Below are 14,624 nucleotides of genomic sequence, written 5' to 3'. Positions count from 1 at the left end.
CGGTATACGGCACCAATGTGGGCCGACTACACACCGAGCTGATCGGCAGCGTACGTCGCCTGCTCGACGGTGAACTGGTCTCCGGCATCCGACGTCAGCTGCTGGATGAGGCCAGAGCGCGACATCCCCATCATGTCCAGGTAAGCCTGGCCGGCTTCGACGGCTTCTGCATTCCAGTCCACGTCACCCTGCTGCTCGATATGGTTGACCGCGACAGTGGCGTCCTCGACCGAGAAACCATCTCCCGCATCGGAACTGAGCTGACCGATCAGTCCCTGCTTGGACATCCCCATCATGTCCAGGTAGGTCTCGCCCGCGCGCACGGCGTTGCGCTGGCTGCTGGTGAGGCTCGGAGTGGCCGGGGCTTGTTCGGTGACCGGGGCCGGTGCTTGCTTGGTCGTGGTGTCGGCCACCTGGGTGGCCGTCGCCGGTGCCTCCGGGACGGCGGTGTCAGCGACGGCCTGCTCGACCGGGGTGGGCGCGGAGACGCTGGTCGGCGACGCATTCACGTCCGCGGTCTCGGTGTCCGAGCCGCCGCCGGCGGCCGCTCCGATGCCGCCGACGATGACGAATGCGGCGACACCACCGACGACGATCTTCCTGCGCCGACTCCACCCCTTCTTGCTCTCGGGCGGTCCATCGGGCGCCGTCGGCTGGTCCCACTGCGCGGTGGGAATGTCGTCGTTGTGCTGAGTCATCGTGAACCTTTCGTATCTTGTGTGCGCTGATCGGCTACTGGTGGCCGCGTCAGCGGGTGGTCGAGGTGACCGGGTCGTCGATGGTCTGAATCCCGCTGTGCACGAACGCAACATCGCTCACGCGTCTCCGGCCCACGCCGCTGTTGCGAACGCGGACCGACCGCCCGTGGGCCGGGCGGGTCCTGGGGGTGTATTCCGATCTCTGACGAACTGACTCAGAGAGTAGAACTGAGGTCTGACAACATTTCGCCGTCAGTTGTTCGCAGTCTCTGGAGGGGCCACACGGTGTGGCCGGCGCACGTAGTCTGACGACGATGAGTACCGACGACGGCTATTCCGACTCCTTGGCTTCCGCGCTGTCCAAGGCACGGTTCCCGTCGGCCAATCATGAGTTCATTCGACACGTAACCAACTCGATCGGCATTCCGGATACCGCTACATGCCGGCCGGTGAACGCTACATCGCAGCCATCCGGCGAGACGGCCGCGGAGAGCTGCGGATCTATTCGGGCTACACGATCCGCTTCGTCGACGAGGCCGAAGCCCGACGAGTGGGTGCCGGTGCAGACACTATTCGACCGAGTGTCAAGGCCGGCGGTGGCTGGCTCGTCTCGCATCCGGAGCACGGTGACCTTGATCGTAGGTCGGCCAACGGCAGCAGCAAGCCGAACGTATCTCGGCAGTGTCCCAACCGGTGCGGCTACGAGCTCTCGGCTCGAGGCCATTGTCCGTCGTGTGATGACGACTGACCGGGTTGCGATGTGTACCCGATGGCGTGACGCGTGGTCCCGAGCGAGTTGATGTCACCTACCGGACTGCGCGGCTTCCAGCCGCACCGCCTCTGCGATGCCATCGAAGCCAACCGGTGACACGCCGAGGGCCTGCGGTAGAATCGACAGCGCGATGCTGCGCTGATTTCCGAGTCGACGATTGATGGTCGCGGTGGCGACCACGTAGAACTCCCACTGCTCGAGCCGAAGCGGGTCGGCGACAGCACGATCGTCGGCAGTATGAACGCAGAACACATAGACGTCAGCCTGTCGCATCGCTGTCGTGTCGTAGGTGTTGGTGTCTGCATGCCAGGCTGTGGTCTCACCGATGCTGAAGCGCCGCGACGACGGCTTCGTGACGCCCCAACTCTGCAGGTACGCTGTCGATTTCACCTCGATGGTGGTGCCGTCGTCGGTCTTCAGGTCGAACGCGTCCCACTCGAGACGGATGCGATGGTCGATGCAGCCGAGCGCCACGCCGACGATGTATTCGGCGAGCATCCCGCGCAACGCGTTCGACAGAAGGTCGGATGAGGACCAGGACCAGAAATCATCGACGGTACGTCCCAACTGGACGTCTTCGTGCGAGAAGGGTTCTTTGCCCGTCAGACGAATCACGGGGTTGCTGCTGTCGGGAGCCACAGAAGCACTGTGGCACGTTGTCGAGAACAACGGTGCTGGTTGACGGCGCCCGACCGTGCAACTGCGCCAAGGGCCCGTAGGGGTGGCTCTGCGCTAACTCGACGTCCAATCGAAATCGACCTTACCGAGAACTCCGATATCTTTGCGGCCCAACCAGACCGGCGTGCTCTCGGGTTGCGTCGCGTACAGGCCATGCGCAGCGGACACCACGCGGTCGAACTGGCTGGGCCAGTTGATGCCGGCGGCCAACTCATCGAGCAGGTGCTGACCCCGGCCCAACGCCCGGTCGACATGCGTGGGGGAGGGCAGTAGGTCTGACTTGTTGGAGTTGCACGACGGGCACGCCAATACGAGGTTGGCCAGGCCGTCGATGCCGACGCGCGACCACGGCAGCACGTGGTCCACATGTCGAGTGGCCGTCAGTCGAGCGGAACAGTAGAAGCAGTGCGGACCGAACTCGCTCGCCAAGACGTCACCCGCCTTGAGCAGTGACACGCGATCGGTGCCGAAGAGGTGGTCGGCGATGTCGGGACCGTCGGCGAGGAGGGTCTTGTTCATGCGTCGGACGTCGTCGACCCAGGCGAGCTGGAACGCGGGTTTCAGCAGTGGGGCCAGGCGCGCGAGTGTGGTGCAGACTCCGGGGAAGAGGATCAGCTTGTTGCCGTGGTCGGCGACCACGCGCAGCGAATCGGTGCCCATCCATGAGTCGTCGTACAGGAAGCGTTCGTGCGCGGTGGCGGTGGTGACGTTCTGCAAGAGCTTGAGCGGGTAGCGAACCAGTGTGCGCTTCACCGTGGTGTGCGCGGCGTGGTAGGCGTCGGAGCGGTCGGCAACGACCAGGTCGATCGTCGGCGCGCGGTGAGCGCTGGTCAGCTCTGCCCGCAAACCGGCGACAGTGGCGAAGATGACGCCGCGACCATCCGTGGACTGTCGCAGCTGATGCCCATCGAGGGGGCGCATCTGCCGCCAGTACAGCTCGATGACGCGGGTGGTGAGGTCGTCGAGATCGATGTCGACCGCGGTATTCGGGTCGTCGGGGACGGACTCGACGCTGAGGTCCAACAACGCCATGAGAACCGCGAGCTTGTAGGTGGCCGTGCGGCGCCCGCCCTCGAGGAGGGCGACGAGCTTCTGACCCAGGGCGAGGGGATCGGAGTGGGCTTGGTCCACGACGACGAGCGTAGGTCACTGGTGCAATACGGCGGCCAGATGCTGGGTCGAAAGCCTTGGGAACTTCGCGGCTACAGATCCATGGCGATCGGCCTCCATCAACGTGAGGCGCTAGCGTCCGCGCGTCTGATGCAAACCACCACGGGTGATACTGATGATTCCTGTTCGTCCGGACCCTCGAGAGGCACTCTTACGTCCTGCGCTGTTGTCTGGATACAGGGTCTTCGATTCTGAACTCTTGGACGATGATTGCGATTGCTGTTGAATCGCAGTTAGTTTGCGAAGTCGACTTGATTGCGCCAGGGTGAGTCCGCCTCCCTTGCGCAACGTTCTCAGTTTCTCGATCTCCGCCTGGACTTCGCGAGTCTGTAATTCTGTCTGCCGCTTGACTGTTATGGGCCGCTTGGATTTCTTTGCGACTCTTGATCGTCTTGTTTGCTGCAAATTGCCTTCGACTCGCCCTGTCGCCTTTTGCCGGGCCGTCAGAGCGGCTGCAGGAGACGCCGGCCGATCGCGGCCAAAGACGACGTCTGGGAATTGACTACGCAGCGACGATCGCTCTGCTTCCCATCGCTCGATATCGCGCGCCTCAGCTTCGGTGAGGGGCCGCGAGAGGCCTTCGCGACGCACAGAAAGCAGTTGCTGGCTGAGTCTTTCGAAATGCCTCAGCGCACTGTCTCGTTTCAAGGACGCTCCTGCGATCGGGGTTCGAATCTGCGCCGACGGAATTGCCGCGGGTGCTGCCATTTTCTGTTCTTCGGCTGACTGATCAGTTATTCCTCACTGGCGAAGTGAATTTCGCTCTCGGCGGGTGCAAAGCCGTAGAAGTTAACCCCGTTCCAGTCAGTATCGACGGCAATCAGAATTCCGGCCTCTATGTCAAGACCTTCCTGAATATCGTCCAGGTCCAAGTCATCTGGATCTGCGGGGAGTGCTTTGGCTAATCGTGAATTGACATATGCCCATTCGCTGACATCTCCGTAGTAGACAAACAGCAGAGTCGTGTCGGACTCGTTGGGGCTCTCATTTAATTCGGCGGGCAAGCCGGTAAACGGCGAGTGAATCTCTCCGAGGTAGCGAATATTGACTATCGGTAGCGACATGCTGTCCTCCGGACATGTGGTCGAGCTAGATTGAGCGTCGGCCAACTGAGCAAATGGCGATCGATGACTGGGCCTGACGCCTTACAGCTCCCACACCTGATCCGGGTCATCGAGGGCTTTCCGAATCTGGCCGAGATCACCCATCGCTGCCAACGGTGAACTCTTAGCGACGTCGACAACCCCCTTGACCACTTCGCTAATGAGCTGCGAGTCACCCGCCTCGATCGCGGCATCAAGTCGCGCAAACATTGCGTCAGTCGTGGCGCGCCGCTCGGCAAATGTGTGGTCGAAGTACTGTCGCAGAATTCCTTCAGCGGCCTTGATCCGCGCGACTTCGGTGTTCTCGTAGGCGGCGATCCTCGCCTGCTTGGTGTTCTCGACCGCGTGAACGGTAATGCACTCGCGCGCCGCGTCGACCAGTTCGTTCAACGCGGTGAAGCCATCAAGCGCGGCCGGCATCGAAGACGTGGGTCGAATGACCTCGCCCGAGAGTGGTTTTGAACGGTCAGTCACGGGCTAGCTCCTCGTCTGCCTCGAGTACGGGGGACTTGGAATCCTTGCTGTCCGTAGTCGACGGAGCGGAACTCACCTTCCGGTACTTCACGGTGAGCCGGTGGCCGTCGTCGGTCAGTTCGCCGTTCTCATCGATGACGGGAGTAGTAGCCAAATCGATAACACCTTTGACCAGGACCATCGTTCGCTGAAACAGCGGGGCGTGAGCTCCAGGGTCGAATGGCTCGGCTTCCAATTCATCGAGCGCAGCGATTGCTTTGTCGGCCATCTCGAAGAGGAGGTCGCTGAGCTCATCGGTCCGAGCCTGCACCGCGCCCATCTGGGCGTCTGCAGCGTCCAGGTTGGCGATCTCGACTTCGATCTCCGCTTGGTAGGCGCGCGCTTGTGTAGCTGCTTTCTTGCCTTGGCCCTTGACCACGAACCCGGCGACGAGCAATCCGGGCCCAATCGTCACGAAGTTCAGTGCGAGTGCGCCCAGCGCCATCCCTCCGCCGCCAGCCGCCACGGCTCCTCCGCCGAGCCACGCTAATGCGGCGCTTTCAGCCGCTGCACCCGAGAGTCCCGAGATGGCGGCGCCAGTGCTAGCGACCCCAAACGTCGTGGCCGCCGCGCTCGTCGCGGCGCCAGCCCCTGCACCTGCCCCGACAGAGCCGATCACCCCACGCACCCATTCGGAAATCGACAGGTCAAGCGAGGCGGATCCTGCTACAAGGTTGACATTGGCCTCAATGCCGTCAACCAGCAGTTTCTCGTTCTCTCGAACCTTCTTCTCGTTGCGGATGAGGAAGTCGTGCATGCGCAGGACTACCTCCCGGATCGCGCCTTCTTGCTGGCTGCCGTAGCGGACGATTCGATCATTCACGGATTCGACGAGCATTTCGCTGTCTGCGCGCCGCGCCTCGTATCGCTTACGAGCGGCGCCAAGTTCTGCGTTGGCCTTCTTGATGTCGTAGGCGCCCTTGCCTCCCAGGGCAAGGCCGCTACCACCAGCGGCGGCGCCCACCGCGATGGCTACGACAGGAATCAGTGGCAAGACCATGAATGTCCCCTTCTCGATTGGCCAAGAGTCTGACATACGCGTCCGACAAATCGGAAGGGTGCAGAAACCAACCTTCGTCCGAGGCAGCGATGTTCGGCCGTATGGGGGATAGCCAATTCGTTCCGAAACACCGCACCGTTCGCGAGCGATAGCCTGACAACTGCCCTACGACGAGGAACCTCTCAATGTCGAGTCTCGCCTGGCCGGACACGTCCACGGACGACGAGCGCCGCATGCGCGAGATCGTCGAGATGTTCAGCGATACCACCACCCTGGACGATCTGGGGATCGGGCAGGTGCCCCACGGGCGACCCCCAACCATTCCCGTCCTGCGCCTCGCCGGGATGGATTTGGGAAGGGCGAACAACCTTGCTTAGTAACTGTCTTACGACTACTGTCCAAAGCAGTCCCAAGGTCGCAGGAGGTCGCAGATGCCACAGATCGAGATCGATGACGAAGTGTTCGCACGCCTGAAAGGCGAAGCCGAGCCTTTCGTAGATACGCCCAACGACGTCCTCAGGAGGCTCCTCGGCATGGAAGCTGAGCCCAGAGTCGCGGTCGACTCTTCCAAGAGTCCGGCGCTGCCTCGCCCTGTCAAACGCTACCGGCGTCGGAAGGCTGGCGAGCTGATGCCGTTGTTGGACGCGGGCATTCTCAGGGTCGACGACGAGCTCGTTTATCAGAAGAGAAGCGGGGAACAGTACAACGGTTTAGTCACAAACGATGGCTGGATAAGCGTGGATGGCGAATCGTTCTTCTCGCCCTCAGGTGCGCTGAAGTCGGCAGTGGGGTATGACGTCAACGGTTGGAAGCACTGGAGAGTGGTTCGCACCGACCGCTTGCTGGACGAGTACCGACAGGCTGGTTGAGATCTGCCGCGAAGCATGGACAAACCATGCTTCGCGTCTTGGATGCAGATAGGGCGAACGCGTGTCGTGAGAAAGCATGTGTACTGCTAGAACTTTGAGGAGGGGTTCGATGATGATTTGCTCGTCGGCAGCACAAGCAAGGATGGCTGGATGACAACACGAGAGCAGTTCATTGTAGACAACACGGCTGAAGACTGGAAAGCGCTTGAGTACGTTCGTGAGTGGTGCGACATTAGCTCGGCCATAGACATCGCGACCGGCCACTTTGAAATTGGTGCGTTCTTGGCGCTCGACGGTGCTTGGCAGAAGGTGGACAAAATTCGCCTCCTCATCGGTGGCGAGACGAGTCGAGCCTCTGCGGATGCCATCGCGGCAGCACTCGATACATCAATCGTGGTGGAGCGTCAGTCGGGTGATGCCTTCCTCACAGGAGTTGAAGCATTGGTTGGGGGGATCCGCAGCGGCAAGGTCGAGATCCGGATCTATAAACCGAAGAAGTTCCATGCCAAGGCTTATATCACTCACAGTAAACTGAAAGTCGTCGGTTCGGCCGCGCTGGTTGGTTCCTCCAACTTCACCCGACCCGGCCTGACTCAGAACGTAGAACTGAATGTGCGCTTTCAGGGTCCTGAAGTCGCCGACCTGCAGGACTGGTACGAGCGGCACTGGGACCAGGCGACGCCGGTCAATGAAGAACTGCTGTCGGTGCTCGAACACAATGCACGCGAGTTCACTCCATTCGAGATTTACGTCAAGGCGCTGCATGCGTTGACCGCGAATGTTGCGCACACCGACAAGAGTTGGGAGACGACGGAGTCGGTCATCTACCCCATGCTCGCGACGTATCAGCAGGAGGCATTTCACTCGCTCGTGGAGATGTCGCGCCGCTGGAACGGTGGCTTCCTGACCGACGGTGTCGGTCTTGGTAAGACGTTCGTCGGCCTGATGCTGACCGAATACTACGCGGTACGGCACAGCAAAAACGTGTTGATCATGGCCACCAAGACCGGCCAAGACGCGGTATGGAACCCTGAGCTCCAGGAGAAGTTGCCCGACCTGTTCGGCCAGTTCTCGAACGTGCTCGTGCGTGCACACACGGATCTCACCACGAAGCGTGGGTCGGATGAGATCGAGCACCTCGCAAAGCGTGCCGACATCATCATCATCGATGAGGCACACAACTTCCGGAATCACGGCAAGGCGGCGACCGACGAGAACCCGTGGGGTTCCCGGTGGTGGCGGATGCTGGAGGTCTGCAAGGGAAAGACCGTGTTCCTGTTGACCGCAACCCCGATCAACAACACCTTCTTCGATCTCGTCCATCAGGCCGAACTCTTCACGGGGGTTGATGCCGACGATCACTTCGCGAGCATCGGAATCAGCAGCCTGCGCAAGTACACGGTCGAGTTGGAGAAGCCGTTCAAGAGCGGTGTTCCCGATCCTGCAGCCGTCGCCGCGATGATGGCGCAGGACAAGTTGTTCCAGTCGATCATTCACCAGAACAGCCGGCGCTATGCCGTCGAGAGTTCGAAAGTTACCGGGGGTGCAACAGTTGTCTTCCCGGAAACCCAGGTGCCCCGAGTCGTCCCCTACGAGTTCGGAACGCTCTATTCTCCCCTGTTCGCTGAACTCCAAACCGCGTTCAGTCGGGCCACCCCCCTCTTCACCCTGCCGATGTACTATCCACTGGCGTTTTCGAACGACAAAGACATCGACACCATCGCCGAGAACCGGCAGCGCCAAGTCGTCGCACTGATCCGCACAATCTTCCTCAAACGGTTCGAGTCCAGCCTGGCGGCGTTCGCGGGATCGTGCCTCGACCTGTCAGTGAAGGTTCTCCACTGGCTCGAGGTCAACACCAAGATCGCCCCCAGCGAAGAGGATCGGCTCGCGACATGGCGCTTGACGAACGAGCCGACGTTGAAGGCGATCCACGACCGGTATCGCGCCACCCTCGAAGAGGGTTGGCACGAAGAAGATCTCACCGAGGAAGAACTCAGCGAGCTCGACTACAACCTCGTTGGTGGCGACTATCGACTGCAGGACATGATCGACGCGGCGTTCGATGACCTCGACCAGCTGACTCGTTTCATGAGCCTGGTACAGGCCGGCGCAGGCGTCGACGACAAGTACCTCCGTCTTCGCGACCTGCTGATCGAACCGTCGAAGCCTCAGCAGAAGAAGGCACTCGACAAGGAGATCTACACACCTGAGTTCCGCAGCCAGCAGGTCATCGTCTTCACCGAGTTCGCCGACACCGCCCGCTACCTCGAAGAGCAGCTGAAGCAGGAGGGGCTGGCCGACGTCGATCGTATCGACGGTACTCGCGGCAACGACCGCTACGCGATGATCAAGCGCTTCGCCCCGTTCTACAACAAGGTGTCGCAAACCGACCGGGCTAAGCTGAAGCCGTTGCGCGTGCTCATCTCGACCGACGTCCTCAGCGAGGGCGTCAACCTGCAGGACGGCACGCTGCTCGTGAACTACGACATCCACTGGAACCCGGTTCGTCTGATGCAGCGCATCGGCCGTGTCGACCGCCGCATGAACCCCGCGATCGAGGCGGCACTGGTCAAGGAGAAGCCGTCCACCAAGAAGTCCCGCGGCCATATCCAGATCCGAAACTTCCTGCCACCGGACGAGATCGAGACGCTCCTCACCCTGTACAACCGGGTACAGAACAAGACCCTGATGATCTCCACCACCCTGGGAATCCCGGGCGGAAAGCTCTTCGACGAGTCCGACATCTTCGACGATGTGAAGGTGTTTCAGGCGTTCAAGGACGAGTACAACGGAGACATTGCCCCTATCGAGGAGTTGAGGCTGAAGTGGCTCCAACTCGTGGAGGACAACCCGGGCCTCGATGGCCTGGTCGAGCGACTTCCGGACGGCATCTCGACTGCGAAGACGGGGACGCCGGCCAGCATGTTCGTTTGCCGCCGTATCCCGGTGCTCACGAAGGTATCCGACGAGGCCGATCCCGAGTGGCGCATGGAGCCCGGCGAGGTCGAGTGGGCACTTCGCACACCTGACGGGGTCGAGCGAGCGCTGCACACCATCGATGAAGCGATATCCGCTGAACCCAACACAGCAACTGCATTATTCAGCGACAAGGCCGAACTGCAGTCGACGCTCCGCGAGTTTGAACGCAGCGAGACCAAACGCCTACGCAAGGAGACACAGTTGCCGCTCGACGCGCCGGCCCCCAAGACGATCTGTTGGATGGAGGTCCGATGAGCGTGGTCGAGAATCGTCTTCGCCAGATGCTCAAGGCAGCACCGAAATCGCCGGATCACTTGTTCGACCTCCTGGTCGATGGGCTCGACTGGCCTATACCCGAAGGCTTCGGGCTGAGTGACATCGAACTCGACTGGGAGCCGGAGGAGCTGCACCTCGACCCGGAGAAGGTTGCCAAGCTCACACAGATCTCACAGATCCCGCCGCTGACGAAATCCCAGACCTTCGGCGTCTTCGTCCTCGCCTTCGAGGGTGGTCGCCTCCCGATCGGTGCGGTTCGACGCCTCGTGCAGAGGCTGGTCCGAAACGAACGGTCACGAAGGGGAGCTGGAAAGATCCCCCAGTTCGAACTCAGCGATCTGTTGTTCTTCTGCCTCTCGGAGCCCAGCCATGACGTACTCCACGTGGTTGGGTTCCGAGAAGCCGACGGCAAACGGGTGCTCAAGGCCCTGAGCTGGGGCGGCAGCGTGACGGAGGCGAAACTCGACCTGATCGTCAAGCGCGCGGTCCCCAACCTGCGCTGGATGGGCAATGGGCCGTCGATCACGGTGGATCTTGACTATGCTCAGGGCTTTGGCGGCTACCGAGCTCCGATCCGCAACGCTGAAGCGCTCTCGTCACGCATGGCGGAGGTCGCCCAGGAGCTCAAGTCCGAGGTTCTCGCCCTGTACGAAGTTGAAACAGACGAGGGGCCACTTCGGACCTTGTATGACGAGTTCCGAGCGGAACTGGTCGCCGACCTCACGGTGGAGAAGTTTGCCGACGTGTACGCCCAGACAATGGTCTACGGGTTGTTCACGGCACGGGTGGCGCACCCGGAAGCGTTCAAGGAGGGCGATGCCGCGTCGCTGATCCAGTTCGAAAACCCCCTCCTCAACGAGATCTACACCCGATTCCGAGACGAGACCGACGGGGAGATCGACGTAGACGAACTCGGATTGGCCGACCTCTCCGCACAGCTGGCCGTCACCGATGTGGAATCGGTGGTCGCCGACTTCGGAGCGAAGAACAAGCGAGAAGACCCGGTCGTCCACTTCTACGAGGCATTCCTTGCGAAGTACGATCCTAGGGCCCGCATCTCCGCGGGCGCCTTCTACACACCGCTGCCCGTGGTGCGATTCATCGTCCGTGCCGTAGACCACGTACTTAAAACGACCTTCGGGCTTCCGTTGGGCGTTGCCGATTCCGGCACCTGGGGACAGGTTTGCTCTTATCTGGACATCCCGGTGCCAGGCGGGATCCAGGCTGACAGCAGATTCACCTCCATGCTCGACCCGGCAACCGGCACCGGAACGTTCCTCGTGGAGTGGATCCGGCAGGCGGAGGCCTCATTCAAATCGGTGCAACCCGAGGGAGATTGGCCTGCACACCTGCAGAACGTCGTGTTCCCTGGCATGCACGCCTTCGAGTTCATGCTCGCCCCGTACGCCATCGCGCACCTTCGGATCGCGCTCGCGGCCATGGAATACGACGTCGACGCCCCGAAACTTACGATACTGCTGACGGACACGCTGGATCACCCATCGAATCAGCTGATGATCGAGGAGATCGCGGACCCGGTGGCCGCAGAAGGGGAGCGAGCCGCCCAGCTCAAGCAGGACGCCCGATTCACCGTCGTCATTGGCAACCCACCATACGAACGCGAGCAGAAGGACGTCGGGGACACCGCGAAACGCAAGGGCGGTGTCGTGCGCCACGGGACCGCTGGAGTCACCCCGCTGCTCGACGATGTGATCGAACCCATGCGCGCCGCCGGACACGGCAAGCACGTCAAGAACCTCTACAACGACTACATATACTTCTGGCGCTACGGAACCTGGCGAGCAACCGAACGACCCACCGGGCCGGGGATCGTCGCGTTCATCACCGCCTCCTCCTTCCTGGACGGCGTGTCGATCGGCGGTCTGAGACACCACTTCCGGGACGTCTTCGACCAGCTTCACGTCATCGACCTCGGTGGCGAAGGACGCGGTGCTCGCACCGAGGAGAACGTCTTCGACATCCTCACCCCCGTCGCCATCGCCGTGGGCGTCCGCGGAGCCGGCGGCAGTGGCTGCGTCGTCGACTACGCGCGTGTGGCCGGGACCCGCGGCGTGAAGTTCGACTGGCTCGATTCACACGATCTGGAGACCGCAGACACGATCGAGGTACCCGGTTCAGGACTTTCCGTCCTCACACCCGTGAGCGCCAACGACTACCAGGCGTGGCCGGAGATCACAGAGCTGTTCCCGTGGATTCACAGCGGAAGCCAGCTCAAGCGGACCTGGCCGATCGGCCCAACGAAGTCTGTTCTTTCGAGGCGTTGGAGCGAGCTTCTCGCCCTTCGGGGCGTTGCCCAGGATGAGGCATTTCGTGACACGGGGTTCCGAGGACTGGACGTGGAGACGACAAGCCTGAGCGGCGACACGCGGCTGTCGTCGATTCGTGCGAACGGCATGTCAGCACAACCGGAGGCGACGACTCGTTATGGGTACCGAAGCTTCGATCGGCAGTGGATTCTGGCTGATGCGCGGCTGGGTGACCGGATGAGGCCGGACCTGTGGCGAACGATGGGTCCTGATCAAGCCTTCTTCACCACCCTCACCTCGACGAAGCTCGGTCGCGGTCCCGTGGTGACGGCGACCCCGTACATTCCGGATCTCCACCATTTCCGGGGCTCGTACGGCGCGAGGGACGTCATGCCGTTGTGGCGAGACTCGAAGGCGAAGACTCCGAACCTGACGCCACACCTGCTCGACACCCTCGCCGCTGCGCTGGGTTCCGAGGTGACGGCCGAGGACGTGGCAGCGTACGTGTACGCGTTGACCGGGACCGCCGCGTTCGCTGAACGCTTCGCCGAGGAACTCGGCGAGCAGGCAGGTCCGGTGCATGTCCCGATCACCAAGAATCACAACGCCTTCGCCCGCGTGGCCGCATTCGGGAGGGATTTGCTCTGGTGGCATACCTGGGGTGAGCGGTTCGGTGAACCCGCAACCGTTGCCGGCGCCGCCGAGGAGATCACGGCAGTCAGCGGAATGCCCGAGAAGTTCAGCTACGAGCGCACCGAATGCGTTGTACGTGTCGGGTCTGGATGCTTCGGGCCGGTCGCCCCTGAGGTGTGGGAGTTCGAGGTGTCGGGACTGAAGGTCCTGCAGTCCTGGCTGGCTTACCGCATGGCGAAGCGGAAGGGAAAGAAGTCGAGTCCGCTCGACGACATTCGTCCGGCGAAGTGGACATTCACCGATGAACTACTACTGCTCGTACACACCCTCGAGTACACGGTGCAGGTGACGCCGACTGCGGCCGAGCTGCTGGAAGAGGTTGTTGAAGGACCAGTATTCCTTGCCACCGAACTGCCGATACCCACCGATGCGGAGCGAAAGGCCCCGAGATGACCTTCAAGCCCAATCTGTCCGTCAAGGAAGGCCTCGACCACCTCGCGAAACGGCTGGACCCGATCATCAACGCGCGGTTCGCCGGTGACCTCGGTGAGCATCCGTGGACTGTTGTTCTGGAAATCCTCGATGAGAAGAAGGGGTACTTCGCCGGACGCAAGTATTGGGTGCACGACCTCCAGGCGCAGCTCCGAATGCTCACCGAGCGACTTGGGGACTTCGGCTACCCATTCGACGACAAGCTGCGCACCGTCAGCACCCTCGGCAACGAGCTGCGCATTGTCCGGAATCAGCTGGCCCACATGCACGACTTCTCCATCGAAGAAGCGTTCCGTGCGAACGACTTCAGCGTGCGACTGCTGATGCACTTCGATGATGAGGGGCTGGACGACGCCAAGCAGATCCGTCACGAGGCGCTGGCCGCGCTCGCCTCCGCGGAAGGTGTCACCGTGCAGACCGCCGCGGAGGAAGCGGTCACACTGGCCACTGTCACCTTTGTCGAGGAGTCCAACGCGGATGTGGATGAGACCGAAGCCGAGGTCGTCACACCGGACCCATCAGTCCTGGTGCGTGAACCGAGCGTCATCGGCGATAAGCGGCTCATCTTCGAGCCGTGGACTGTCGTGCGAGTTGGGGACGTGGACGTTCTTGACGACCTCCCCAAGAAGATTGCCAAGGAGAAGGTCCGTGCCGCGGCAGTCGAGATCGCAACGTACGAGGGTCCGATACACCTCGACCGGCTGGTGCAGATGACGGCAAAATCATTTGGGCTTCAACGTGTTCGGGCGTCTCGTTTGCGGAAGCTCACCTACCATGTCCAGCAGGCCGGGTTGTTCGTTGATTCGGACCGCTTCGTCTGGCCCCGCGAGATAGATCCCGGCTCATGGCGAGAGTTCCGTCCCAATGACAGCTCGGTAGATCGGCCCTTCGTTCATGTGAGTCCGGTCGAAATTGCGAACGCTGCCCGCCTCATTCGGAAAAGACGCGAAGAGCTCAGCGAGGACGACCTCGCTGTGGCGGTATTACAGACCTTTGGCCGGAGCCGTCGGACCAAGCAGGTCGTGGCCCACCTCTCCAAAGCCATGTCGCAACTCATAGAGGGACCGTAGTCGAGGCCATCCGAGCAATCGATGAAGAACAAGGCTGACACGATCATGCTGACCTGCAGCCACCCTGTAGTGTGCCCACGCAACGTGCGCCAAGATGTCAA

Annotated in this window: 11 protein-coding genes; 5 read left to right on the top strand and 6 right to left on the bottom strand. The window is 61.6% G+C overall.

Annotated features, from left to right (window positions below):
- Positions 1-26: 26 nt before the first annotated feature.
- The 6 genes from VZC37_RS15745 to VZC37_RS15720 form a co-directional block, all read right to left on the bottom strand.
- Positions 27-698, bottom strand: a complete 672-nt coding sequence (locus VZC37_RS15745; protein WP_330433506.1) for an Ltp family lipoprotein — start codon at positions 696-698, stop codon at positions 27-29.
- Between the two features lie 802 nt (positions 699-1,500).
- Complete coding sequence (locus VZC37_RS15740) at positions 1,501-2,109, bottom strand: hypothetical protein (protein WP_330433505.1); 609 nt, start codon at positions 2,107-2,109, stop codon at positions 1,501-1,503.
- 93 nt (positions 2,110-2,202) lie between these two features.
- The gene (locus VZC37_RS15735; protein ID WP_330433504.1) at positions 2,203-3,279 is read right to left on the bottom strand and encodes an HNH endonuclease; all 1,077 of its coding nucleotides are present in this window, start codon (positions 3,277-3,279) and stop codon (positions 2,203-2,205) included.
- Positions 3,280-4,052: 773 nt separating this feature from the next.
- Positions 4,053-4,382, bottom strand: a complete 330-nt coding sequence (locus VZC37_RS15730; protein ID WP_330433503.1) for a hypothetical protein — start codon at positions 4,380-4,382, stop codon at positions 4,053-4,055.
- Between the two features lie 81 nt (positions 4,383-4,463).
- The gene (locus tag VZC37_RS15725) at positions 4,464-4,895 is read right to left on the bottom strand and encodes a hypothetical protein (RefSeq protein ID WP_330433502.1); all 432 of its coding nucleotides are present in this window, start codon (positions 4,893-4,895) and stop codon (positions 4,464-4,466) included.
- On the bottom strand, positions 4,888-5,934 hold the full coding sequence (locus VZC37_RS15720; RefSeq protein ID WP_330433501.1) for a hypothetical protein: 1,047 nt from the start codon (positions 5,932-5,934) through the stop codon (positions 4,888-4,890). Before VZC37_RS15720 ends, VZC37_RS15725 begins: the two co-directional genes overlap by 8 nt.
- Positions 5,935-6,119: 185 nt before the next feature.
- On the opposite strand from VZC37_RS15720, the gene VZC37_RS15715 reads away from it, so the two are divergent.
- From VZC37_RS15715 to VZC37_RS15695, 5 genes are all read left to right on the top strand, one after another.
- A complete protein-coding gene (locus VZC37_RS15715; protein ID WP_330433500.1) occupies positions 6,120-6,311 on the top strand; it encodes a hypothetical protein in 192 nt (63 codons plus the stop codon).
- Between the two features lie 54 nt (positions 6,312-6,365).
- Positions 6,366-6,803 carry a restriction system modified-DNA reader domain-containing protein gene (locus VZC37_RS15710; protein WP_330433499.1) on the top strand — a complete coding sequence of 146 codons (438 nt, stop codon included), beginning with the start codon at positions 6,366-6,368 and terminating at the stop codon, positions 6,801-6,803.
- 150 nt (positions 6,804-6,953) lie between these two features.
- Positions 6,954-10,040 carry a helicase-related protein gene (locus VZC37_RS15705; protein WP_330433498.1) on the top strand — a complete coding sequence of 1,029 codons (3,087 nt, stop codon included), beginning with the start codon at positions 6,954-6,956 and terminating at the stop codon, positions 10,038-10,040.
- Positions 10,037-13,414 carry a type ISP restriction/modification enzyme gene (locus VZC37_RS15700; RefSeq protein WP_330433497.1) on the top strand — a complete coding sequence of 1,126 codons (3,378 nt, stop codon included), beginning with the start codon at positions 10,037-10,039 and terminating at the stop codon, positions 13,412-13,414. Before VZC37_RS15705 ends, VZC37_RS15700 begins: the two co-directional genes overlap by 4 nt.
- A complete protein-coding gene (locus VZC37_RS15695) occupies positions 13,411-14,523 on the top strand; it encodes a DUF3320 domain-containing protein (protein WP_330433496.1) in 1,113 nt (370 codons plus the stop codon). Before VZC37_RS15700 ends, VZC37_RS15695 begins: the two co-directional genes overlap by 4 nt.
- Positions 14,524-14,624 lie beyond the last annotated feature (101 nt).

The sequence above is a fragment of the Gordonia sesuvii genome (assembly GCF_036350415.1).
Taxonomy (GTDB): domain Bacteria; phylum Actinomycetota; class Actinomycetes; order Mycobacteriales; family Mycobacteriaceae; genus Gordonia; species Gordonia sesuvii.
Note: the sequence above shows the minus strand (reverse complement) of the source record. Positions and strands in the feature narration are given on the sequence as shown.